At 70.5% G+C, this 23,255-nt stretch carries 22 protein-coding genes, 1 tRNA gene and 2 pseudogenes; 13 read left to right on the forward strand and 12 right to left on the reverse strand.

Going from position 1 to position 23,255, the window contains the following annotated elements:
* Positions 1-3 precede the first annotated feature (3 nt).
* From ACWC09_RS05755 to ACWC09_RS05765, 3 genes are all read right to left on the reverse strand, one after another.
* Positions 4-597 (reverse strand): hypothetical protein, encoded by a 594-nt coding sequence (locus ACWC09_RS05755; RefSeq protein ID WP_450848849.1) that lies wholly within the window; start codon positions 595-597, stop codon positions 4-6.
* 106 nt (positions 598-703) lie between these two features.
* The gene (locus tag ACWC09_RS05760) at positions 704-1,657 is read right to left on the reverse strand and encodes a MurR/RpiR family transcriptional regulator (protein ID WP_450848851.1); all 954 of its coding nucleotides are present in this window, start codon (positions 1,655-1,657) and stop codon (positions 704-706) included.
* Positions 1,654-3,171, reverse strand: coding sequence for an aromatic amino acid ammonia-lyase (locus ACWC09_RS05765; RefSeq protein WP_450848853.1), 1,518 nt, complete (start codon positions 3,169-3,171; stop codon positions 1,654-1,656). Before ACWC09_RS05765 ends, ACWC09_RS05760 begins: the two co-directional genes overlap by 4 nt.
* 135 nt (positions 3,172-3,306) lie before the next feature.
* Here ACWC09_RS05765 and ACWC09_RS05770 point away from each other — a divergent pair.
* From ACWC09_RS05770 to ACWC09_RS05790, 5 genes and pseudogenes are all read left to right on the forward strand, one after another.
* A pseudogene (locus ACWC09_RS05770) lies at positions 3,307-3,444 on the forward strand (ABC transporter ATP-binding protein); the annotation flags it as partial.
* Between the two features lie 30 nt (positions 3,445-3,474).
* Complete coding sequence (locus ACWC09_RS05775; RefSeq protein ID WP_450849125.1) at positions 3,475-3,915, forward strand: zinc ribbon domain-containing protein; 441 nt, start codon at positions 3,475-3,477, stop codon at positions 3,913-3,915.
* A 189-nt stretch (positions 3,916-4,104) separates the two neighbouring features.
* Positions 4,105-4,676: pseudogene (locus ACWC09_RS05780) on the forward strand (ABC transporter substrate-binding protein); the annotation flags it as partial.
* Positions 4,677-4,816: 140 nt separating this feature from the next.
* Complete coding sequence (locus ACWC09_RS05785; protein WP_450848855.1) at positions 4,817-5,479, forward strand: carbonic anhydrase; 663 nt, start codon at positions 4,817-4,819, stop codon at positions 5,477-5,479.
* A 99-nt stretch (positions 5,480-5,578) separates the two neighbouring features.
* Complete coding sequence (locus ACWC09_RS05790) at positions 5,579-6,010, forward strand: hypothetical protein (protein WP_450849127.1); 432 nt, start codon at positions 5,579-5,581, stop codon at positions 6,008-6,010.
* A gap of 423 nt (positions 6,011-6,433) precedes the next feature.
* Here the strand turns inward: ACWC09_RS05790 and ACWC09_RS05795 are convergent, their stop codons facing one another.
* Positions 6,434-7,822 (reverse strand): cystathionine beta-synthase, encoded by a 1,389-nt coding sequence (locus ACWC09_RS05795; RefSeq protein ID WP_450848857.1) that lies wholly within the window; start codon positions 7,820-7,822, stop codon positions 6,434-6,436.
* A 149-nt stretch (positions 7,823-7,971) separates the two neighbouring features.
* Here ACWC09_RS05795 and ACWC09_RS05800 point away from each other — a divergent pair, with 149 nt between their 5' ends.
* The 3 genes from ACWC09_RS05800 to ACWC09_RS05810 all read left to right on the forward strand — a co-directional run bounded on the left by ACWC09_RS05800 (position 7,972) and on the right by ACWC09_RS05810 (position 11,453).
* The gene (locus ACWC09_RS05800) at positions 7,972-9,006 is read left to right on the forward strand and encodes an SGNH/GDSL hydrolase family protein (RefSeq protein WP_450848859.1); all 1,035 of its coding nucleotides are present in this window, start codon (positions 7,972-7,974) and stop codon (positions 9,004-9,006) included.
* Between the two features lie 172 nt (positions 9,007-9,178).
* Positions 9,179-10,396, forward strand: a complete 1,218-nt coding sequence (locus tag ACWC09_RS05805; protein WP_450848861.1) for an acetyl-CoA C-acetyltransferase — start codon at positions 9,179-9,181, stop codon at positions 10,394-10,396.
* A gap of 271 nt (positions 10,397-10,667) precedes the next feature.
* Entirely contained in the window at positions 10,668-11,453 is a 786-nt protein-coding gene (locus ACWC09_RS05810; protein ID WP_450848863.1) for a hypothetical protein, read from the forward strand.
* 81 nt (positions 11,454-11,534) lie between these two features.
* On the opposite strand, the gene ACWC09_RS05815 is transcribed toward ACWC09_RS05810, so the two are convergent.
* On the reverse strand, positions 11,535-11,846 hold the full coding sequence (locus ACWC09_RS05815) for a hypothetical protein (protein WP_450848865.1): 312 nt from the start codon (positions 11,844-11,846) through the stop codon (positions 11,535-11,537).
* Between the two features lie 104 nt (positions 11,847-11,950).
* Here ACWC09_RS05815 and ACWC09_RS05820 point away from each other — a divergent pair, with 104 nt between their 5' ends.
* On the forward strand, positions 11,951-12,181 hold the full coding sequence (locus ACWC09_RS05820) for a DUF4287 domain-containing protein (protein WP_150951115.1): 231 nt from the start codon (positions 11,951-11,953) through the stop codon (positions 12,179-12,181).
* A gap of 83 nt (positions 12,182-12,264) precedes the next feature.
* Here ACWC09_RS05820 and ACWC09_RS05825 read toward each other — a convergent pair whose 3' ends face one another.
* The 6 genes from ACWC09_RS05825 to ACWC09_RS05850 all read right to left on the reverse strand — a co-directional run bounded on the left by ACWC09_RS05825 (position 12,265) and on the right by ACWC09_RS05850 (position 18,268).
* Complete coding sequence (locus tag ACWC09_RS05825) at positions 12,265-13,152, reverse strand: Bax inhibitor-1/YccA family protein (protein ID WP_450848867.1); 888 nt, start codon at positions 13,150-13,152, stop codon at positions 12,265-12,267.
* 145 nt (positions 13,153-13,297) lie between these two features.
* The gene (locus tag ACWC09_RS05830) at positions 13,298-14,473 is read right to left on the reverse strand and encodes a 4-hydroxybenzoate 3-monooxygenase (RefSeq protein ID WP_450848869.1); all 1,176 of its coding nucleotides are present in this window, start codon (positions 14,471-14,473) and stop codon (positions 13,298-13,300) included.
* A 165-nt stretch (positions 14,474-14,638) separates the two neighbouring features.
* A complete protein-coding gene (locus ACWC09_RS05835) occupies positions 14,639-15,316 on the reverse strand; it encodes a hypothetical protein (protein ID WP_450848871.1) in 678 nt (225 codons plus the stop codon).
* Between the two features lie 362 nt (positions 15,317-15,678).
* Positions 15,679-17,601, reverse strand: a complete 1,923-nt coding sequence (locus ACWC09_RS05840) for a hypothetical protein (RefSeq protein ID WP_450848873.1) — start codon at positions 17,599-17,601, stop codon at positions 15,679-15,681.
* Between the two features lie 169 nt (positions 17,602-17,770).
* Positions 17,771-17,989 carry a hypothetical protein gene (locus ACWC09_RS05845; protein ID WP_450848875.1) on the reverse strand — a complete coding sequence of 73 codons (219 nt, stop codon included), beginning with the start codon at positions 17,987-17,989 and terminating at the stop codon, positions 17,771-17,773.
* Between the two features lie 63 nt (positions 17,990-18,052).
* Positions 18,053-18,268: a hypothetical protein gene (locus tag ACWC09_RS05850; protein ID WP_356343067.1), complete on the reverse strand. Its 216-nt coding sequence runs from the start codon at positions 18,266-18,268 to the stop codon at positions 18,053-18,055.
* A gap of 233 nt (positions 18,269-18,501) precedes the next feature.
* On the opposite strand from ACWC09_RS05850, the gene ACWC09_RS05855 reads away from it, so the two are divergent.
* Both ACWC09_RS05855 and ACWC09_RS05860 read left to right on the forward strand, forming a co-directional pair.
* Positions 18,502-18,900: a helix-turn-helix domain-containing protein gene (locus ACWC09_RS05855; RefSeq protein WP_450848877.1), complete on the forward strand. Its 399-nt coding sequence runs from the start codon at positions 18,502-18,504 to the stop codon at positions 18,898-18,900.
* Between the two features lie 185 nt (positions 18,901-19,085).
* Positions 19,086-19,355, forward strand: a complete 270-nt coding sequence (locus tag ACWC09_RS05860) for a hypothetical protein (RefSeq protein WP_450848879.1) — start codon at positions 19,086-19,088, stop codon at positions 19,353-19,355.
* An 82-nt stretch (positions 19,356-19,437) separates the two neighbouring features.
* Here the strand turns inward: ACWC09_RS05860 and ACWC09_RS05865 are convergent.
* Positions 19,438-19,521 (reverse strand) — tRNA-Leu (locus ACWC09_RS05865).
* A 415-nt stretch (positions 19,522-19,936) separates the two neighbouring features.
* On the opposite strand from ACWC09_RS05865, the gene ACWC09_RS05870 reads away from it, so the two are divergent.
* Together ACWC09_RS05870 and ACWC09_RS05875 are read left to right on the forward strand one after the other, a co-directional pair.
* Positions 19,937-20,710 carry an ABC transporter ATP-binding protein gene (locus ACWC09_RS05870; RefSeq protein WP_450848881.1) on the forward strand — a complete coding sequence of 258 codons (774 nt, stop codon included), beginning with the start codon at positions 19,937-19,939 and terminating at the stop codon, positions 20,708-20,710.
* On the forward strand, positions 20,710-23,238 hold the full coding sequence (locus ACWC09_RS05875; RefSeq protein WP_450848883.1) for an ABC transporter permease: 2,529 nt from the start codon (positions 20,710-20,712) through the stop codon (positions 23,236-23,238). Before ACWC09_RS05870 ends, ACWC09_RS05875 begins: the two co-directional genes overlap by 1 nt.
* Positions 23,239-23,255 lie beyond the last annotated feature (17 nt).

Genomic DNA, 23,255 nt, shown 5'->3' on the forward strand with positions numbered 1-23,255 from the left:
GACTCAGACGAGTGCCGCGGTGCGGCGTCGCGCCCCGCCGGGGGCCGCGTCGCCCGCCGCGATACCCGTGCTGCGGTAGGCCTTCACCGTCTTGCCTGCGGGGCGCCCGCCGTTCCCGGCGAGCCAGTCGACCCGGACCCACAGCAGGGCGTCGTCGGCCCGTTCGCGCCGCCCGAGCCAGGCGGCCTTGAGCCGCAGGCCCGTACCGGCACCGGCGAGCAGCATCCCGCCCGCGGCCGGTACGACGAAGGAGGCGCCCAGCGCGACGACGAACGCGAGCAGCAGCCACCAGCGGTGCCCGCGCCGCCAGTTGCGCACGCTCACGGCACGGTCCTGAAGCACGTCGTGCCTGCCGGCGCGGGCGGCCGAGCGGGCGAGTTCCGTGTACCGCTTGCGGCGCGTGGACGACACCACGGCCGCGGCCACGATGAACAGCGCGGCCCCGGCCATGACGCCGATCCGGCGCCCCGTGACGCCCGGCACCAGCACCCCGACACCGGCCGCGAACACCCCGGCCCACCACAGCGGTGCTGCTCCGGCCCGTACGACGACGGCCACCCGAGCCAGTCCCTGGGCCCTGCCCTCTCCGCGTGCCACGTCCGTCCTCCCGTCTCACGTCTGCACGGCATCCGTGAGACGCACGGTAACCAGCCAACGTGAGAGGGATCTGAAAACGGCCGCCCCGAAACGCCGTTTCCGGGCGCTACTCCACGAACAGCCCGCGTGCCGCCGCCCGCGCGTCGAACTCCTCCAGCCGGGCCTGCGCGTCCGGCAGGTCGTCGCACATCGCCTCCAGCAGGACCCGGCCCAGCAGCATGGGCGCGCAGGCGGTGTCGAAGGCGAGTCCGGTGCCGACGGCGGCGGGGAGGAGGAGGTCCGACACCTTGGCGACCGGTGCGAACGCGGAGTCCGCCACGGTCACCACCGTCAGCCCGGCCTCCTTCGCGAAGGCCAGCGTGTCCACGACCTCGCGCGGGTGCCGGGGCAGCGCGAAGCACAGCAGGGCCGTGGCCCCGGCGCGCACGGCGGCCTCGATCCGGTCGTGGATCATCGTGCCGCCCTCGTGGAGCAGCCGGACGTCCGGGTGGACCTTGGCGGCGAAGTACGCGAAGCCGTACGCCTGGGAGGCGGCGGCGCGCAGCCCGAGCACCGGCAGCGGACGGGAGGCGGCCAGCAGACGTCCGGCCCGCTGCACGGGCCGCGGGTCGGCCAGCAGCTCCGCCAGATGCCTCAGGTTCTCGATCTCGGCCTCGACGGCCTGCTGGTACTCGTTGTACGAGCCCGTCTCGGCCGTCTGCTCGCTGGGCGCGACCTCGCGCAGATGCTTGCGCAGGGCCGGGTAGCCGTCGAAGCCGAGGGCGACGGCGAAGCGGGTCACGGAGGGCTGGCTGACCCCGGCCAGCTCGGCCAGCTCGACGCTGGACAGGAACGGCACGTCGGCGGCCTTGCGCACCATGCTGTGCGCGATGCGCCGCTGGGTCGGCGTCAGCCGGTGCCCCTCGAAGAGCGCCTGCAGCCGGGCGGCCGGGCTGTCGGCCACTCCGGAACCCACGCCTGCCTTCTCGGAACCGACACCGGACCCCGCACCCGTGCCCACACCGTTGCCCGCACCCGTGCCCACGCCGGCGCTCACATCCGTGCTCCTCTCCACGCTCATGCCCCGCTCCCCCTCCAGATGTCCGTGAACCGGTCCAGCAGCGCGGCCGCCGCCGTCACATCCTGCGTGAGCGGCCGGTCGGCCTGGTCCTGCGCCAGCACCGACTCGGCGAGCGCCAGCGCCCGGCCCACCGGAAGCTCCGGGTCGGGCCTGAGGTCGCGCTGGTGCAGCGCCCGTACGGCGGCCACGAGTTCGCAGCCGACAACGAGACGGTACGCACGGCAGACGCGCAGTGTCTGCCGCGCGGCGAGCGAGGCGAAGCTGGCCTGTTCCTCGACGCCCCGGGAGAGTACAGCGTGGCCGAGCGACGCGGGGGCGGAGAAGGCCCGCAGGTCGCCGAGGGCGGCCCCGGCGGCGTACTCCAGGATCATCAGGCCGGAGGCGGCCGGCTCGTCGCCTGCGAGAAACGGGCGCAGGCGGGTGAAGGCCGGCTCGTTGAGGGTGGACAGCCGGGAGGTGGACAGCCGGGCGACCTGGGTGAGGGAGAGCCTGAAGTGGTCCAGGGCGAGGGCGAGTTGGGCCTGGTAGAAGCCGCCATGGTGGTAGGCGGCCATGTCCTCGGGTGAGATGAGGGGGTTCTCGGCGGCGGCGTTGATCTCGACCGCCAGCACCTCCTCCAGGGCATCGGCGGCGTCATGCGCGGGACCGTGGATCTGGGGCAGACACCGGAAGCCGTACGGGTCCTGGATCCGCCCGAGCGGTGGGGTGGGCCGCTCCTCGGCACCGATCAACTCCCGCATCCGCCGAGCGACTTGAGCACTTCCCCGGTGCGGCCGGGCGATGTGCACGGGAGCGGCGTACGCCTCGTGCGACCCGTCGACGGCCAGCAACGACAGGGCGCCGACGACCTGGGTGGCCTCGACCAGCCCGCGCAACTCGTGCAGGGCGAGCGCGGACTGGCCGAGGGTGAGGGCGTTGCTGCTGATGAAGGCGAGGGCGTCGTTGTTGTCGAGGGGCTGGGACCCCGGGGCACCCGATCCCTTCCAGGGGTGCTCCCCCGCCAGCGCCAGCCCCACCTGCGCCAGCGCCGCGATGTCCCCCGTCCCCACCGAGCCGAACTCGTTCACGACCGGATACGCCCCGCTCTCCAGCGCCTCGCACAGCGCCGTGACGACGGTCGGCCGGAGGCCCGCGCCGCCCGCAAGGAGCTGGTTGGCGCGCACGGCGAGCATCGCCCGGACCTGGCGGGCCGGGAGCTCGTCCCCGATGGCGCCGGCGTGGCTGCGGAGCAGGCGGAGGCCGTGCTCGGCGGCCGCCTCGGTGGGCACGTCCTCGTTCCGGTTGGCGCCGACGCCGGTCGAACGGCCGTAGACGCGTCCGGTCGCGGCGATCTGCCGGGCGGCGTCCCAGGACTCGGTCACCCGCTTCATCGCATCGGTTCCCGGGACGGGGCGCGCGCTCCCGTCGGCGAGGCGGACGACGTCCGCGACCCCGAGTCCGATCCCGTCGAGGACCACAAGCCCGGTGTGCCCGACGGACGCGACGTCCGGAGTGTCCACGATTCGAGACGACATCAAGCCCAAAACCTCCAGGACATCCGATCTTGCTCTGCGGTCATCCGTTACCTCGGATGAACACCGAACCGTTGACAACCTATTCAGATACCAAGAACTCTGCATGACGTTATACAGCCGGGCAAGGGACAACTCATGATCCAGTTCGATGCGGTCCACAAGCGCTTCCCCAACGGCACGACAGCAGTCCACGACCTCTCCCTGGAAGTGCCGGAAGGGGGCGTGACCGTCCTCGTCGGATCCTCCGGTTGCGGCACACGCGCCGAACTCCAGGCCAAGCAGACCCGCTCAGCCACCCGCCGCCTGGCCCGCCGCGCGCAGAAGGAGAAGCGCCATGCCACCCAGGTGAACCACAAAATCAGCAACGAGATCGTGTCCGTCGCCCAACGCACCGGTCGCGGCATCGCCGTCGAGGAACTCGGCGGCATCCGCGAACGGGTACGGCTACGCGGCGACCAGCGGGGCACCCTCTCCTCCTGGCCCTTCCACCAGCTCGGACAGCACCTCGCCCACAAAGCCCAGCAGGCCGGAGTGCCCTTCCTCGAAGTGGACGCGGCCTACACGTCGCAGCGCTGTCCGCGCTGCGGCCACACCGAGCGGGCCAACCGGCCCGACCGGGATCATTTTTGCTGTCGTCGGTGCGGGCTCGCCGGCCCCGCCGACTTCGTCGCCGGGGTCAACGTGCGCGACCGCGCACGCTCAGCGTGGGCATTCGTCACCATGCCCGTCCCGCCACCGGCATAGCCGAGGGCGGGAGATGCGACCCGTGACCGCCCCGTCGTAGGGGGCAGTCGGGAGCGCGACAAGGTGTGAACGACCGAGCGCACGAGCCCGGCCGTTCACGGCCGAGAAGGTGACCGAGAACCAGGTGCTGGGGATAGCCTCAAAGCCGCCCACGTATGAACCACCGTTGAACCCAACCTCGGCACCCATGAAATCCAGAACGCCCTCACCCTGGCGATGCCCAGCGGCCTGCAGGTGCTGCCCTACGGCCAGGCGGCCGACTCCGACTGCTTCGTCGTCACCCGCGCGACCGCGCGGAAGTACGGCCTCACCACCCTCGCCGACCTCGCCAAGCAGAACGGCAAGCTGGTCATCGGCGCCGCGCCCGAGGTGAAGAAGCGCCGGGTGGGCGCGATCGGGCTGAAGGACGTGTACGGCGTCGAGTTCAAGGAGTTCAAGTCGCTGGACTCGGACGGCCCGCTGGTCAAGGGCGCCCTGAAGAAGGGCGACGTGGACGTGGCGAACCTCTTCACCACCGACACCGACATCGCGGCCAACGACTGGGTGGTGCCGGCCGACCCAAGAACCTCATCCCCAGCCAGCACATCGTCCCGCTCATCGCCGACCGCAAGGCCGACGACACGGTCCGCAAGGCCCTCGCCAAGCTCGGCAACGTCCTCACCACCGAACAGCTCACCCAGCTCAACAGCCAGGTCGACAACGACAAGAAGGACCCCGAGGACGTGGCGAACGCCTACGCGAAGCAGCACGGGCTGGCCTGATCGAGGAGATCAAGGAGCGGTATCGCACGGTCGATGATCTGACGACGAATCGGCCAAGTGTCATTAAACGCGTACCCAGAGTGATTGATCACACACACAACGTGAACGAGCGCTATCGGCACGACACCTGAGGATGCGTCATGGCCTCGAACCGAAGGGCCTTCCTGACGGCCACCGCCGTCGGCGCACTGGCCGTCGCCCCCGTAACGGCGGCCCGCGCCGCGACCTGCCGCCCGACCGGCCCGCACACCGCCCTCGCCGAACTGCTCACCGGCAACCACCGCTACGCGACCGGCCGCTCCCGCCACCCCGACGAGGGCGCCCGGCGACGGCACACGCTCGCCGCCGGCCAGCACCCGTTCGCGGTGGTCGTCGGCTGCGTCGACTCCCGGGTACCGCCGGAGCTGGTCTTCGACCAGGGGCTCGGGGACCTGCTGTGCATAAGGACGGCCGGGCAGGTGCTGGACGAGGCGGTGCTCGGTTCCATCCAGTACGGCGTCGAGGAGCTGGGCATCCGGCTGGTGCTGGTGCTGGGCCACGAGCGCTGTGGGGCGGTCGCCGCGACCCTGGACCATCTGCGCTCCGATGCGCCCGTCCCCGGCCACCTGGAACTCCTGGTCGACGAGATCGCCCCGGCCGCCCGCCGCACCCGCGCCCTGCCCGGCGACTGGGCCGAGCACACCATGCGGGCCCACACGGCCTGGGTACGGGACGCGATCCGGGCCGACCCCGCCTTCACGCCCGCGCAGGTGACCGCGGCCCGCTTCGACCTCGACACGGGGCTCGTGTCGTTGCTGCCCTGAGCCCCACCCCAACAGGGGGGCTATCCCCAGTGCGGGTACCGCTCCGGCTCCCTAACGTGTAGTGCCATGACAGGAATGGGGACGGGGACGGAGATCGGGATGGACGCGCGGGACGCCGAGCTCAAGAAGGAGCTCAACGCCACCCTGCAGGCACGCAGGGAGCTGGGTGAGGAGTACGAGTCCGCACTGGTCGACTCGTTCCTGGAGAAGGTCGACCAGCGCATCGACGGGGCGGTCGAGCGGCGGGTGCGGCGGCAGATGGCCGAGCAGCAGATGGTGGTGGCCCGGGGCTCGCGGGCGCCGAAGGCCACGGACTCCTGGGGAGAGCGCTTCGGCTTCGGCGTCGTCTCGCTGGTCCTGGCCATCCCGCTCTCCGCGATCGGCGGCGGCATCGCCCACCTGCCCGGCCTGCTGACCGCCTGGGCCGGCATCGTCGGCGTGAACTTCGCCCAGGCGGCCCGCACCACCCCGGGCCTCTTCGGCCACCGCCGCCACCGCACCTCGAAGGACGAGGACCGCTGGGAGGACTGAGCCGATCGGTGGAAACGGACGACGGCCGCGACCACCGACCGAGGAACCGCGACGGCGAGCAACCACGTCCGCGAGAACGGCGCCGGTTCCGGCGCAAAAAGAGTATGCGCGGGGACCGCCGCACCCCCGTTGCCGGGGGGCGGGACGACGGCGGTCCCCGCGAGGGACGTCGACCGGGTCAGGCCAGGTCTCACGTCCGGCGTCCATGGAGGTCCGGGAGCCGCTCCGGAGGTCCTTGGACGTTCGGCGCCGGCTGGGGCGGGGAGCCGCTCCCGCCCTGCCGACACCCACTAATGTGCCGGACCCGTGTTAAGCGTGTGCTGCGTGGACGTGACACGCTCGTACCACTTCGACGAAGTCCACCGCTTCGGTGGGCAAACGCAAGTTCGCCTCCCGCACCGCCGGTTCACCGGACGTTTCCCGCTACTTCCCGCTCTTGGCGAGGAAGGCCAGCAGGTCCTGTCGGCTGACCACGCCGGTCGGCTTGCCCTCGACCAGGACGATCGCCGCGTCCGCGCGACCCAGCACCGACATCAGGTCGCCGACCGGCTCACCGGAGCCGACCTGCGGCAGCGGGGCGGACATGTGCTTCTCCAGCGGGTCGGAGAGGGAGGCCCGCTGGGTGAACAGCGCGTCGAGCAGCTCGCGTTCCACGACCGAGCCCACGACCTCCGCCGCCATCACGTCCGGGTGACCGGCGCCCGGCTTCACGATCGGCATCTGCGAGACGCCGTACTCGCGCAGTACCTCGATGGCCTGGCCGACGGTCTCGTCCGGGTGCATGTGGACGAGGGACGGGATGGCGCCGTGCACCTTGTCGTTGAGGACGTCGGCGACGCGGGCGCTCGGGCCCTCGTCCTCCAGGAAGCCGTAGTCGGCCATCCACTCGTCGTTGAAGATCTTGGAGAGATAGCCGCGGCCGCTGTCGGGCAGCAGCACCACCACCACGCCGTTCTCGTCGAGCCGCTCGGCGACCCGCAGCGCCGCCACGACCGCCATGCCGCAGGAGCCACCGACCAGCAGGCCCTCCTCCTTGGCGAGGCGCCGGGTCATCTGGAAGGAGTCCTTGTCGGAGACGGCGATGATCTCGTCCGCGACCGTGCGGTCGTACGCCGTCGGCCAGAAGTCCTCACCGACGCCCTCGACGAGGTACGGCCGCCCGGAGCCGCCGGAGTAGACGGACCCCTCGGGGTCGGCGCCGACGACCTGGACCTTCCCGTCGCTGGCGTCCTTCAGGTACCGGCCCGTGCCGGAGATGGTGCCGCCCGTCCCCACACCCGCCACGAAATGGGTGATCTTTCCCTCCGTCTGCTCCCACAGCTCGGGGCCGGTCGAGTGGTAGTGGGAGAGGGGGTTGTTGGGGTTGGAGTACTGGTCGGGCTTCCACGCGCCCGGGGTCTCGCGGACCAGCCGGTCGGAGACGTTGTAGTACGAGTCCGGGTGCCCGGGGTCGACGGCGGTGGGGCAGACGACGACCTCGGCGCCGTAGGCCCGCAGCACGTTGATCTTGTCGGTGCTCACCTTGTCGGGGCACACGAAGATGCACTTGTACCCCTTCTGCTGGGCCACGATGGCCAGCCCGACGCCGGTGTTCCCGCTGGTCGGCTCGACGATCGTCCCGCCGGGCTTGAGCGCACCGCTCTCCTCCGCCGCCTCGATCATGCGCAGGGCGATGCGGTCCTTCACGGAGCCGCCCGGGTTGAAGTACTCGACCTTGGCCAGGACAGTCGCCTTGATGCCCTTGGTCACGCTGTTGAGCCTCACCAGCGGGGTGTTGCCGACGAGACTGATCATCGAGTCGTGGAATTGCACCGTTGTCTCCGGATGCTGCAAAAGAAGTGGTCGTAGTGGTTCCGCCAGGGTACGGCCCGTGGAAGTCGTTCACTCCTTGTTGAGATTGGCGAACGGTCTGTACGGGGCAAGGAGTGGATGTACGGCAAGGACGGAGGTGGCGGCGACGTATGACGAGCATGTCGAGGGCGCGGGTGGCCCGGCGCATCGCGGCCGGTGCCGCGTACGGCGGCGGTGGGATCGGGTTGGCCGGTGCGGCCGCCGTCGGTGTGCTGCTGGCCGAGGTGCAGCTGGCCAAGCGGCACGTGGGCAACGGTTCGAGCGGGCGGGTTCCGGTGGCGGACGGTCTGTACGGCACCGCGTACACCGTCCCGGACGAACCCCCGCTGCGTCTGACCATGCTCGGCGACTCGACAGCGGCCGGCCAGGGCGTGCACCGGGCGAGCCAGACGCCGGGCGCCCTGCTGGCGTCGGGCCTTTCGGCGGTGGCGGAGCGCGCGGTGGAGCTCCACAACGTCGCGTTGCCCGGCGCCACCTCGGACGACCTGGACCGCCAGGTGGCCCTGGTCCTGGCGAACCCCGCCCTGCTGCCGGACGTCTGCGTGATCATGGTCGGCGCGAACGACGTCACCCGCCGCATGCCGGCCACCCGCTCGGTCCGTCATCTCTCGGCGGCGGTACGGCGGCTGCGTACGGCCGGCGCGGAGGTGGTCGTCGGCACCTGTCCGGACCTGGGCACGGTGGAACGGGTCCAGCAGCCCCTGCGCTGGCTGGCCCGCCGGGCCTCCCGCCAGCTGGCGGCGGCCCAGACGATCGGCGCCGTCGAACAGGGCGGCCGCACGGTGTCCCTGGGCGACCTCCTGGGCCCCGAGTTCGAGGCGAACCCCCGCGAGCTCTTCGGCCCGGACAACTACCACCCCTCGGCGGAGGGCTACGCCACGGCCGCGATGGCGATCCTCCCGACGGTCTGCGCGGCCCTGGGCCTGTGGCCGGCGGAGGAGGAGCGCCCGGACGTGTCGCGGAGGGAGGGCTTCCTGCCGGTGGCCCGGGCAGCGGCAGAGGCCGCCTCGGAGCCCGGCACGGAGGTCACGGCGGCGATGCCGACGGGGCCGCGGGGGCCGTGGGCACTGCTCAAGAGGAGGCGGAGGCGCCGGGTCCCCGAGCCGACACCTGTGACCCCGTCCCCGATCTCCCCGGCGCCGTAAAAAGCAAGCGCTTAGAAAACTGCGGTCAGGGTCACACCCCCACACCCGTGACCCGGGCCATACGTACGGGTAACTTCCCAACCAGCCCTGCACCCCCCGTACTCCCACCCGCCGCCCGACCGCCGCCCCTCAACGAGGCGCTACGCGCCGCCCCTTCTTATCTGGAGCCGTGATGCCCGAAGCCGTGATCGTCTCGACCGCCCGCTCCCCCATAGGCCGCGCCGTCAAGGGCTCTCTGAAGGACCTGCGCCCCGACGACCTGACCGCGACCATCATCCAGGCCGCCCTCGCCAAGGTCCCCGAGCTGGACCCGCGCGACATCGACGACCTGCACCTCGGCTGCGGTCTCCCCGGCGGCGAGCAGGGTCACAACCTCGGCCGGATCGTCGCCGTACAGATGGGCATGGACCACCTGCCGGGCTGCACCATCACCCGTTACTGTTCCTCGTCGCTCCAGACGAGCCGTATGGCCCTGCACGCCATCAAGGCCGGCGAGGGCGACGTCTTCATCTCGGCCGGTGTCGAGATGGTCTCCCGCTACGCCAACGGCAGCTCCGACATGCCCAGCGGCCGCAACCCCCTCTTCGCCGAGGCCGAGGCCCGTACCGCCGAGGTCGCCCAGCAGGAGGGGACGACATGGCACGACCCGCGTGAGGACGGACTGCTCCCCGACCCCTACATCGCGATGGGGCAGACGGCGGAGAACCTGGCCCGGCTCAAGGGCATCACCCGCCAGGACATGGACGAGTTCGGCGTCCGCTCGCAGAACCTCGCCGAAGAGGCCATCAAGAACGGCTTCTGGGAGCGCGAGATCACCCCGGTGACCCTCCCCGACGGCACGGTCGTCAGCAAGGACGACGGCCCGCGCGCCGGCGTCACCCTGGAAGGCGTCTCGGGCCTGAAGCCGGTCTTCCGCCCCGACGGCCTGGTCACGGCCGGCAACTGCTGCCCGCTGAACGACGGCGCCGCCGCGGTCGTCATCATGAGCGACACCAAGGCCCGTGAGCTGGGTCTGACCCCGCTCGCCCGCATCGTGTCGACCGGCGTCTCCGGTCTCTCCCCCGAGATCATGGGCCTCGGCCCGGTGGAGGCCTCGCAGCAGGCGCTGCGCCGCGCCGGCCTCACCATCGACGACATCGACCTGGTCGAGATCAACGAGGCGTTCGCCGCGCAGGTGATCCCCTCCTACCGCGACCTGGGCATCGACCTCGACAAGCTGAACGTCAACGGCGGCGCCATCGCCGTCGGCCACCCCTTCGGCATGACGGGCGCCCGGATCACCGGCACGCTCATCAACTCCCTCCAGTTCCACGACAAGCAGTTCGGCCTGGAGACGATGTGCGTCGGCGGCGGCCAGGGCATGGCGATGGTGATCGAGCGCCTCAGCTGAGCCCTCCGTAACCGTCAAGGCACCAACCGTGAGCCTCTGGCCCGGAGTCGGGGAAACTCCCGGACTCCGGGCCGTTTTGTGATCCAATCTCCCCCAGGATGTGACCTATCTCCCTTACGGGAGGTATCCGCGCAGGTCAGCGCCGCCGCACCACGAAACCCCAGGCCCAAAGTCCTGTCCATTTCGTGACGTTACGCACTGACAGCTGGTTAGTCCGCCCTTCAAGCTGATGTAGGAAGTCGGGGGTCGACTTTGAACCGGGAGTACGTCAGTGAGCGCCATGCCGATCGCCTTGCTGCTCATCACGGCCGCCACGGGCGGCGTGGGCGTCGCCGTCCTGCGCACCCTCATGGTGCTGCGCCGTGAGGTCGCCGCCCTGCACACGCAGCTCGCCGAGCAGCGCGTCCCGCACGGTCTCGTACCGGCCGCCCGTCTCTCCACCGAGGCCGACGAGATACGCGCCGCCGTCGCCGAGGCGCTCGCCGAGGAACGCGAGCGCGAACTGGCCGAGGCGCGGGCCTTCTGGGCCGCCCAGGAGGCGCGTGACGTCTCCGACGCACCCTCTCTGCTCGGCCTGCCGGACAGCGAGCTGTTCCTGCCCCGGCAGAGCGACTTCGTGGGCCTGGAGCCGCTGGAGTCGGTGACCGAGCCGTCCGTGGACGCCGACGAGTTCGCCGGGGACTCCCCCGAACTGGCCGCGGCCCGCCGCCGCCACCCCTCCCACCCGGACTTCGTCCCGGTCCAGTCACCGGTCGCGAACGACCATGAGCGCACCGTAGCCACGCTCGAGGAACTCGCCGCCTCCCGTGTCGAACTGGCCGACGTCCGCCCGGGCCCGCTCGGCACCCTCGACGTCTACGTCTTCGCCGACGGCACCACGCTGTGCATGACCCCGGGGCACCGCGAGACGGCGGAACGACTGGCCGCGGCCCTGCGGGCCGGCGAGACCCCGGTCCTGCTGGGCGGCTCCGGAATCTCGGGCGCGTACACGCTGACGTTCGAGTGCGGCGAAGAAAACGTGTACATCCTGGCGGACCGGGTCATAGCGTCCCTCTGAGGCACCGGACCCCAGCAACGCTCCAAGGGGCGCGGGGAACCGCGCGACCGGCCACAGCGGTCCCGCAGTCGCCACCAGTTCTCAGACACCCGCCCGCGACTGCGCTTCCTCGACCAACCGCACAGCCTCAACCACCTGGCCCTCCTCATCCAGCACGAGGGCCAAGTCATGCACGGCAACGGTGATTTGGTCGGCCGCCGCGAACATCCCCGCATCCGGCATCACCCGAGGCTCCGCACCGGACTCCTCCAGAACCTGAGCCCGACGAGCCAACTCTCTGGCCAACTGCAGAGCCTCAGCGGCGGCGCCCCGTTGCAAACGGCTCTGCGGCGCCGCCCTCAATCGGTCGGCGAAGTGATCCACGGCTCGCGTCAAGGGCGTCGTATCAACCACGGAATGAGCGTACGCGCCGCCGCAGGACTGTTGCCAACAGGCGAACGCTCAGGCACCGTGACCTGAAGGACCGGCTTACATCCCCTTTGCGTCCGGAGGCGCCGATGTCCCACGTCCTCTCCGAGGAGACCCACCGCAACATGCTCGCCCGCATCCCCCACTGCACCGGTCGTGAAGTGTCCGACTGGCTGCGCACCGTCGACGAAGGCCCCGCCCTCTTCCGCTTCGAGGAAAAGGTCAGCTGGCTCCGCCACGAGCACAACCTCGCGTACGGCCACGCGAAGGCGATCATCCACGAGTACGACCTGAGGAGGGCCGCGCGCAAACTGCTCTAGGGCGGCGCGCACTGGGACAACGACGAAGGGCCCCGGGACTGCCCCAGGGCCCTTCTGCTGTCGGCTCTACCGCTGCCGTACGGCTAGTCGCTGCTGTTGAGGATCGCGATGATCCGCAGGAACTCCATGTAGATCCACACCAGCGTCAGCGTGAGGCCGAAGGCGGCCAGCCACGCCTCCTCCTTCGGCGCGCCGTACGCGATGCCGTCCTCGACCTGCTTGAAGTCCAGGGCGAGGAAGCACGCGCCGAGCAGGATGCCGACGACGCCGAAGAAGACGCCGAGCGGGCCGCTGCGGAAGCCGAGGCCGTCACCGCCGCCGAAGACCGCGAACAGCATGTTCACCATCATCAGCAGGACGAAGCCGATCGCGGCCGCCATCACGAAGCCGTAGAAGCGGCGGTTGACGCGGATCCAGCCCGCGCGGTACGCCACCAGCACACCGGCGAACACCGCCATCGTGCCGATCACGGCCTGCATGGCCGCGCCGCTCGCGATGCGGTTGTCGACGACGCTGGAGACCACGCCGAGGAAGACGCCCTCGAACGCCGCGTACGACAGGATCAGCGCAGGCGAGGCCTTGCGCTTGAAGGACTGCACGAACGCCAGGACCATGCCGATCAGCGCGGCGCCGATGCCGATGCCGTAGGACCGGCCGATGTTGGCGTCGTCGACCGGCAGCAGCGCCCAGGCGAGCGCGGCCGTCACGATCAGGGTGCCGAGGGTGGACGCGGTGCGCAGGACGACGTCGTCCATGGTCATCCGGCCGGTGGTGGCCGGGGCCTGGGGCGGCGCGCCGTACTGCAGGTCCTGCTGCGCGTACGGGTTCTGCGCGTAGGGGTTGCCCCCCGCGTAGGGGTTGGTCTGCGTGCCGACAGCGGGGCCCCCGGCCTGCGGCGCGGTGTTGAAGCCCGCGTAGCCGTTGTCGCGGCTGAACCCCCGACGCGAGAAGACCGGGTTTCTGCTCCTCATTTCACTCCTCCATGGCCACACGTCGCGGCCTTGGGCTCAAGAGTAATGGGTAGGCAAAGGATCGACCCTAGTGCTTGAGGAGGATCTTTCCCTCACCGGTGCGCAACAGGCTACGCGGGTGCGTGATTCCCCTCACCGGAGGGGCTCACTCCAGCGAGAATCCCGTGTACCCCTCGGCGAGGTCGGTTTCGGCCGCGCGGGAGCCGGCGATCCGGTCGAGGCGGGCGAGCTGGAGCCGGTTGTCGAAGGGGGTGGCATCCGGGGCCGGGTGCAGCATGGTCGTCATGTCGTACGAGAACCGCTCGGCCTGCCAGACGCGCCGCAGACAGGTCTCGGAGTAGGCGTCGAGCAGCTCGGCCGACCCCGTCTCCTTCTCGTGCGCCAGCGCACGCGCGAAGGTGACCACGTCCCCCACGGCCAGGTTCAGCCCTTTCGCGCCGGTCGGCGGCACGATGTGCGCCGCGTCGCCGGCCAGGAAGAGCCGGCCGTGGCGCATGGGCTCGTGGACGTACGAGCGCATGGGCGTGACGGACTTCTGGGTGATCGGCCCGCGCTCCAGCTTCCAGTCGTCGTCGGTCTCGAAGCGGCGCTCCAGCTCGTCCCAGATCTCGTCGTCGCCCCAGGCCTCGGCATCCGTCCCCTCCGGGACCTGGAGGTAGAGGCGGGAGACGGACGGGGAGCGCATCGAGAGCAGGGCGAAGCCGCGGTCGTGGCGGGCGTAGACGAGTTCGTCGTGGGAGGGCGGTACGTCGGCGAGGATGCCGAGCCAGCCGAAGGGGTACGTCCGCTCGAAGACACGGGTGAGCTCGGCGGGGATCGCCTTCCTGGCCACGCCCCAGAACCCGTCGCACCCGACGACGTACGCGCACTCCAGCACCTCCTCCCGCCCCTCGTACCGGAACCGGACCGACGGGCTGCCGGTGTCCGCCCCCCGCACCTCCAGCGCCTCCGCCTCGAACAACAACGGCCCGCCTTCCTTGAGTTGGAGGGCAATGAGGTCCTTGCACACCTCGGTCTGGGCGTACACCATCACCGACCGACCGCCGGTCAGGCCCGGGAAGTCGACGCGGTGGCGCTTCTTCTCGTACCGCAGCTCGATGCCGTCGTGCCGGAGCCCCTCGCGGTCCATGCGCTCCGCGGCGCCGGCCGCGCGCAGGACGTCCACCGTGCCCTGCTCCAGGATTCCGGCGCGCTGGCGGTGTTCGACGTAGGAGCGGTCGCGGCTCTCGAGGACGACCGAGTCGATGCCGGCGTGGTGGAGCAGACGGGCGAGGAGGAGGCCGGCGGGGCCGGCTCCGATGATGCCGACGGTGGTGCGCATCCCGGATCCTTCGGTCACGTTGTTCGCATGGTGAAGTTAATTTCACCATCTTCCGATGGCTGAGTCTGCGCCCGCCTCCAGGCGATGTCAACGGTGATGCGGGGATGTCCATGGCCGACCGCCGCACCGCTGGGGGCTGGTGCGGCGGTCGGTGTCCGTGCGGGATCAGGGGGCCGGCGGCCAGCCGTCCAGCTGGCGGTGGAGGGTGACGTCGGGCTGCACGTCGCCCTTCGGCGCGCTCGCCACGGCGTCCTTCAGGATGGCGTTGACCTCGGAGGCGAGACCGTCGGCCTGCGTCTTCAGGTCGGCCGCCGGCACCGAGGACCGGGTCAGCGCGTCCAGCCGGCGGTGGATGTCGGCGAGCTTGTTCTGGGCGTCCGCGCTCAGGTTGAGCGGCTTGGGCGTCGAGACCACGAACTGGTAGGCACCGGCCAGGGTCTGACAGCCCGTGCACTCCTTGTTGGCGGCGTCACTGAGGTTCACGGCCCTCAGATGCGCGTGCTCACCGGCGACGGTGACGATCTGGAACGACAGCGCCACGGACCGACAGGCGTCGTCCGCCGAGCACCCGGCGGAGACGGCATTGGCCTGGTTCCGCGCGCTGGCCGCGTTGACGGTGCCGAACTGCCGCACCGTGAACGAGTCCCGGGCCTGCGTGTGGTGCACCCGATCGGCGTGACTGAACACATGGTCCGAAGCGAAGGCGGCGTGCGACACCCCGGTGGCGGCCTGCGCCGGCACAGCGGTGGCGGCCCCGGCGACCCCGGCGGCGAAGAGGCCTATGCCGAGGGCGCGACGCGCCAACGGATTACTGGCCGGACGAGATTTTCGATGACTGCTCAAGGGAGCTCCTTGGTGGATGGGATGGGTGGCGGGGGCGAGTCGTGGGGCAGCGGGAGCCCCGGCGAGAGGCGCGGCCTCCGTGCACCTCGCCGGGGAGCAGAGGCCCGCGCAGCCGGTGCGGAACCCGCCTCCCCCTCCCGCCTCGGACCGCTTCCCTCTTGGCCCCGCGGGGACGTCCACCCCGCTGTCGGCCGGCGAGAGGTGCGGTCGGCTCGGCCGCGTGGTGAGTCGCCCCCCCTGTCGGCCGGCGAGAGTGCCTCGCCCGAGCCCCGGCCCCGGCCCCGGGACGCACCCAGCGACCCGCTCTGCGGTGGTGCCGAGGCGCTGTCCGCCGGGGAGGCCCCGGGCCCGCCCCGGCGGCCTCAGGACGCCGCCGGTGACCCGCTCTGCGGTGGTGCCGAGGTGGTGTCGGTCGGGGAGGCCGGGGTGCTTTCCGTCGGGGTCGGGGAGGTGGGTGGGTCGGTCGCGCCCCCTCCCGTGCCGGGTGCGGACGCGGGCGGTCCGTCCGACGGCCCCTGGCTGGTGGTCGTCGGTGAGCCCGGCGCGCCCTTGGTCGGCGGGGCCGATGCCGGGGCCGAGGCGGACGGCGAGGCCGAGGTCGTCGTACTCGCCGACGGGCCGGCCGAAGGGCCGCCGCTCGGGCCGGTGCCGGCCGCCGATGCCGACGGGGACAGTGAGGCGGAGTCCCCGCCCGCGCCGCCGTGCGCACCGGTCCCGCCCGGCGTCGACGCGTCCTGCGGGCCCGGGGGCTCGGTGGAGACGCCCGGTTGCAGGATCGGGGCGATGGGCGGCTGTTTGGGCAGGGGTTTCGGCGTCATGCCGGAGACCCAGGCGTAGCTCAGGCCGGTCAGACCGACGAGGGCCAGGGCGCAGAGCGCGACACGGAGACGAGGGCGGCCGGACGTCGAGCGTTTCGCGGCTCGGAAGAGGCGACCGCCCAGCTTCACGGAGAGGTAGATGACGCCCGCCATCGGGCACAGCAGCATGACCGTGCCGATCACCCCGACGAGCCCCGCGACGATCTGCCCGTCCGCGAACGCCGCGCCGGTGCCGATGACCTGCTCGGTCAGCGACCTCGTCATCGTGGCCAGAATCCGTGGCAGGTTCCACAGCGCGTACCCCAGCTCACCGACGATCAGCGGCACCATCGTCAGCACCCAGGTGGCGACGATCGTGCGCGCCGACTTCTTCAGCCCCGCGACCTCCCGGCGGGCCCCCCGCCCCTTCGCACCGGGCCACAGGCTCAGCAGGATCGGCTTGATCTTGCCGTAGAGGTCCGGCACCCCCGCGAGGTCCCCGAGGATGTAGTAGCCGTCCAGCCTGACGGCCGGCATCAGCTGTTCCAGGATCTCGAAGTGGCCGAGATAGACCGCCGCGAGGAAGAACCCCTGCCCGGTCGCGAAGTACGCCCCCGCCATCCCCAGCATGAAGACGACGTTGAAGTACACCCCGCCCAGGTCGGTGCGGATGCGCCCGGCACGGCCGATCCGGTAGACGTCGGTGACGTCGGTGTACATCGACGGCCAGATCAGGAACAGGCCACAGCCGATGCAGCCCGGCCGGGCACCGCCGTACGTGCACGCCGACGCGTGGCCGAACTCGTGGAAGACGAGGGAGGCCACGGTGAGGACGAAGACGATCAGGATGAGGACCGGCTGGTCGAGCACCTGCAGGACCGGCTCGATCGCCCCGAAGAAACCGAACAGCCAGACGTCCATGGCCACGGCCGACACCAGAACGGCGACGACCATGACCGGCCGGTGCAGCCAGGCGAGTGCCCGCGCGATCCGTGCCGTCCGCTTCTCGTTGAAGATCACCCGGTGGCCCTTGAGGGCGAGCAGCAGATCGGAACGCGGTGCGTCGACCTCGTCGCCCTCCTGCCCCTCGGGCACCGTCACCCCGAGCGGTTCGAGCTTCTTCTCCACCAGGTAGCGGATGTTCTCGCCGCTGACCTCGCGGCCGAACCGCGCGCTGACCCGGTGGGCGATCGTCTCGACGTCGCGCAGACCGTCGATGCTCGATGCCACCAGGTACAGCAGCCGGGACAACTGCACGACCTGCCCGTCCCCCCGACGGGCGATGTACTTGGGCTCGGTGAAACCCGACCCCTGGTACTCGCCGTGCAGCCGCAGTCCCGCGCTCAGCCGCGGCGCCGGCTGCGGCGGCTGTTCGACGACCGGCAGATTGCCGGTCGCGACCTGCTCGTAGGTCACCGGCCAGCCGCCGGGTCCGGGCACGGGCCCGGTGTCGTACAGCGCCGCCGGACCGTTGCCGAGCACTGTCATGCGTGTCTCCCCCCAGAGTCCTCGCCACTTCCCCATGTCCGCGCCGCTGTTCCCCCCGGAAGCGCGGCGGGTTCCCCCCGGAACCGAAAGTGGCCGAAGTGGCCGCGGGGGCGGACCGGCCCTCAGATGTACGCGGTCCGCCCCCGTGGCCGTCCTCGCAGCGCTGCCGCTACTGCTGGACGGTGATGTTCTGCGTGGCCTGCGACTCGGCGTCCGACCACGAGGAGTGGTCGTTGACGGCCGCGGACTCGTTGTGCGCCGAGATGTTGGCGACGTGCTTGGTGACGTTCACCGTCTTGCCGAAGCTGAACTTCAGCCGACCCAGGGCCTCACGGCCCGGCAGCAGCTCCGCGGACTCGGTGTCCAGCTCATGCATGTCCATGCTCATGACGGATGTCCCTTCCGAATGTTTCAGTCTGTTTGGGGTGTGCTTCGAGGCGGACCGCGAGCGTTACTGCTGGACGGTGATGTTCTGGCCGGCACCGGAGTCGGCCACGGACCACGAGGAGTGGTCGTTGACGGCCGCGGACTCGTTGTGCGCCGAGATGTTGGCGACGTGCTTGGTGACGTTCACCGTCTTGCCGAAGCTGAACTTCAGCCGACCCAGGGCCTCGCGACCCGGCAGCAGCTCCGCGGACTCGGCCTCAAGCTCGTGGGCGTCCATCATGATCAGTTCCCCCTCAGGGATGGGCAGTTCCGATCAGACAAGGTCCAGTTCCCCCCGGACTCTGTCCAATCTGGTCGGACGAGCTGTCCAACGAGATTGGACACTAGGGCCTCCGGGGGCGACCGCGCAACCCCTTCGGGAAATCACCCTTTCGGCGGCCCGGGACGGCGCCCGTAGAATCGGCCCCGACAAGGACAGACATGCCGCCGCAGCCAGCAGGAAGTGACCCACCCGTGGCCAACGCACTGCAGCAGTTGATCCGTGAGCGCCTCGACCGCAAGGGCTGGTCCTACGGCGACGTGGCGCGCCGCGGCGGCATCCCGCGTTCCACGGTCCACCACCTGGCCACCACCGAACGCGTCGTCCGGATGCCCCAGTCGGCCACCCTGGAGGGACTGTCCAAGGGCCTGGAGCTCCCGTTGGACACCGTCCGCCGCGCCGCCGCCGAGGCCTGCGGCATCCATGTCTACGGCAGTCCCGACGCCGCCGGCCCGGACGCCGCCGCCCCCGACCCCGAGGTCGACCTGCTCATCGCGAGCGTCCAGAAGCTCTCGTCCGACGATCGCCGCCATGTCGCCGCCCTGGTGGAGTCCCTGCTGGACCGCTCGACGCCCCGCACGACGGACAAGTAACCGACGCACGACGGAGAAGTGACCGTCACCGGAGCCGACTTGGGCCGCCGAACGCCCAGGGAAGCGCCGTCTTCCGTCAACTCGGAAAAAGAATGCAACTCGCCCGAAACCACCGAGATCCCCCGCTAGTCTCTCGTCCTGCCCGAGGAGCGAGAGCCGCACGACCCCGGGCTCCTGGGGGGAACGTGGGCAATGTGTTGTTCGTGCACGGTGGTCCGGCCACGGCTGTGGTCCGCGGGCCCGCCGGTGAGTCGGTCGTCCTGCTCTCCGGTGAGCTGCCCGAGGTGCTCACCGAGAAGGCGGTGGCCGAACTCGTGGACCTGGCCGCCGCGATCCTGGACGCCGACGAGCTGGAGCTGTTCCACAGCTGCCTGGAGACACTGCGCGGCAACGGGATGAGAGCGGGGCGCCGGATCGAGGTCGACGGCGCGGTGCTGACGGTCTACGAGGGCTGAGTCCCCCGCGGGCCGACGGAGGGCCCGGATCTACACAGCGTGACGACCCGCCACGGAACGCTCCGTCCCGTGGGCGCGGTAGTGCCCGGAGCCGGACTTGAACCGGCACGCCCGCGAAGGGGCAGCGAGGTTTAAGCTCGCCGTGTCTGCATTCCACCATCCGGGCAGGCCATCGGCTCCGCGTCGAGGTTCCGAGCCTATCGGGATGCTTCCCCCGAACAGTCGTACCCCCGACCGATGTTGTCTTATTTTATTGACGTCTGAGGGTGCATCAGCACATGGAACGGGCCATCCGCACTTGCCAATAGCCTTGCGCCCGACACTCAGCCACGTATGCGGAATGACGGAATTTCACCGCCCGAACGAGGGTGCTCCACCGGTTCTCGACGGCCGTCGGCACAAGCGCTTGCCGCGTCCCCGCTCTCAGGGCTCCCCGTCATCCCCAGGTATGACGCTCCGCCGCCGGGTCCGACCCGAGTCGCCCCTCGGAACCGGGACTGCGGCTGACTACACGGGCTGCGACGGCGACCACGATGGAACACGACCCCTTCACGCCGTCGTCCCTCGAGGAGCTCGTTCCCGTGACCACCACACCCGTCGCCGACCGGTCCACCGCGACCGTGGCCGCACGTGCCACGGATCTCTCGAAGATCTACGGACAGGGCGAGACCCAGGTGGTCGCCCTGGACCGGGTCTCCGTCGACTTCCGGCAGGCCGAGTTCACCGCGATCATGGGCCCGTCCGGGTCGGGCAAGTCCACGCTGATGCACTGCGTGGCCGGCCTCGACACCTTCTCCTCCGGCTCGGTGCGCATCGGTGACACCGAGCTGGGCTCGCTGAAGGACAAGCAGCTCACCAAGTTGCGCCGGGACAAGATCGGCTTCATCTTCCAGGCGTTCAACCTGCTGCCGACCCTGACGGCCCTGGAGAACATCACGCTCCCGATGGACATCGCGGGCCGCAAGGCCGACAAGCAGTGGCTGAACAACGTGATCGACATGGTGGGCCTGCGGGACCGCCTCGGCCACCGCCCCGCCCAGCTCTCCGGCGGCCAGCAGCAGCGCGTCGCGGTCGCCCGCGCCCTCGCCTCCCGCCCCGACATCATCTTCGGCGACGAGCCGACCGGAAACCTCGACTCCCGCTCCGGCGCCGAGGTACTGGGCTTTCTCCGCAACTCCGTGAGGGAGTTGGGGCAGACGGTGGTCATGGTGACCCACGACCCGGTGGCGGCGGCGTACGCGGACCGCGTGGTCTTCCTCGCGGACGGCCGGATCGTCGACGAGATGTACCGCCCGACGGCCGAGAACGTCCTCGATTTCATGAAGCAGTTCGACGCGAAGGGCCGCACCGTCTGATGTTCCGCACCGCCCTGCGCAACGTACTCGCGCACAAGGCCAGGCTGCTGATGACCGTGCTCGCCGTCATGCTCGGCGTGGCATTCGTCTCCGGAACCCTGGTCTTCACCAACACCATCTCCGACGCCTTCCAGAAGAGTTCGGCCAAGGGCTTCGACCAGGTCGACGTGGCCGTACGGGCCACGTACCAGGACAGCAAGGACGACAAGGTCGGCAAGACGCCCGACCTGACCCAGTCCGTGCTCGACACGAGCGCCAAGGTGCCGGGAGCGGCCGACGCCATCGGTGTCGTGAACGGCTTCACCGCCATCGCCGACAAGGACGGCAAGCTCATCGGCGGCGGGTTCCGTTCCGAGGGCGGCAACTACTGGGGCGCCAAGGACCCGCGCTACCCGCTGAGTTCGGGCAGCGCGCCGCACGGGAAGAACCAGGTGGCGATCGACTCGCAGACCGCCAGGAGGGCCGGCTACAAGGTCGGTGACACGGTCCGCATCTCCGTCGACGGCCCGGTCCTGAAGCCCACCATCACCGGCGTCTTCACCACCGACGACGGCAATGTCGCGGCCGGCGGCAGCCTGGCCCTCTTCGACACGGCCACCGCCCAGCAGCTGTTCGGCAAGCCGGGCACGTACGACGAGATCGACGTCAAGGCGGCCTCCGGCACCTCCCAGACGGCGCTCAAGGCCGGCCTGGACCAGGCCCTGGGCACGAAGCTCGTCGAGACGACGACCGGCAGGCAACTCGCCGACGACCAGGCGCAGATGATCTCCTCGTCGATGTCCGGCCTCAAGCAGGGACTGCTGGTCTTCGCCGGCATCGCGCTCTTCGTCGGTACCTTCATCATCGCCAACACCTTCACCATGCTGGTCGCCCAGCGCACCAAGGAGTTGGCGCTCCTGCGCGCGGTCGGTGCCTCCCGCCGCCAGGTCACCCGGTCCGTGCTGATCGAGGCGTTCGTGGTCGGCACGGTCGCCGGCGTCACCGGCCTGGTCGCGGGCATCGGCATCGGCGCGGGCCTGCGCTCCCTGATGAACACCCTCGGCGCCACGGTCCCGGACGGCCCCCTGGTCGTGTCGCCCGGCACGGTCGCGAGCGCCCTCGCGGTCGGCATCGTCATCACCATGCTGGCGGCCTGGCTGCCCGGCCGCCGCGCGGCGAAGATCCCGCCGGTGGCGGCGATGAGCAGCGTCCACGCGAAGGCGACGACCAAGTCGCTGGTGCTGCGCAACACGCTGGGCGCCCTGTTCAGCGCCGCCGGCATCGCGGTGGTCCTCGCGGCCACGACGATGAGCGGCTCGGACGGCCAGGCCCCCATGGGCATCGGCGCGGTCCTGCTCATCATCGGCGTCTTCATCCTCACCCCGCTCCTCTCCCGCCCGCTGATCGCGGCGGCGGCGCCGGTGCTGCGGATCTTCGGCATCTCGGGCAAGCTGGCCCGCCAGAACTCGGTCCGCAACCCGCGCCGTACGGCCGCCACCGCCTCCGCGCTGATGATCGGCCTCACCCTCATCACCGGCATGACGGTGATGGCGGGCAGCCTGCAGAAGTCCATCGACAAGATGGCGAGTTCGGCGATCAGGGCCGACTACGTGGTCTCGATGGCGAACGGCAACGAGCTCTCGCCGAACGTCGACAAGAAGCTGAGCTCGACGCAAGGCGTCACCGCCACCAGCCCCCTGCGCAACGCCGCTTCCCGCATCGACGGCACCACCGAGTACCTGACCGGCGTGAACGGCGCGGCGATCGGCAAGCTCACCGACCTGAAGGTGGCGGGCGGCACCTTCGAGGTGGGCGGCCGGCAGGTCGTGGTGGACCAGGACACCGCCAAGTCCCATGACTGGCAGGCCGGTTCGACCTTCACCGCGCACTACGAGGACGGCAGGTCCCAGCAGCTGACGGTCTCCGGCGTCTACGAGGGCAACGAGCTGATCCGGGGCATCCTGCTCGACGACACGACCCTCACCCCCCACCAGACCGACCCGGCCGACATGCAGGTCCTGGTCAAGACGGCGGACGGGGCGTCGAGTTCGACGAAGGACCGGCTGGAGAAGGCCCTTGGTTCCAACCCGGCCATCAAGGTCCAGGACAAGCAGGACCTCTCCGAGAGCATCGCGCAGACCTTCACCCTGATCCTCAACATGGTCTACGGCCTGCTCGCCATGGCGGTGATCGTCGCGGTCCTCGGTGTCATCAACACCCTCGCGATGTCGGTCTTCGAACGCTCCCAGGAGATCGGCATGCTCCGTGCGATCGGCCTCGACCGCAAGGCCGTCAAGCGCATGGTCCGTCTGGAGTCCCTCGTCATCTCCCTGTTCGGCGGTGTGCTCGGCATCGGTCTGGGCGTCTTCTTCGGCTGGGCGGCCGGCGAGTTGCTGGGCACGAAGATGCCGACGTACGAACTGGTCCTCCCCTGGACCAGGTTGGCGGTCTTCCTCCTCCTGGCGGCGACGGTGGGCGTCCTGGCCGCCCTCTGGCCGGCCCGCCGTGCGGCCCGCCTGAACATGCTGGCGGCGATCAAGTCGGAATAGCTCTTCGGAGTGGTCCT

It is taken from the genome of Streptomyces sp. NPDC001617 (assembly GCF_053596855.1).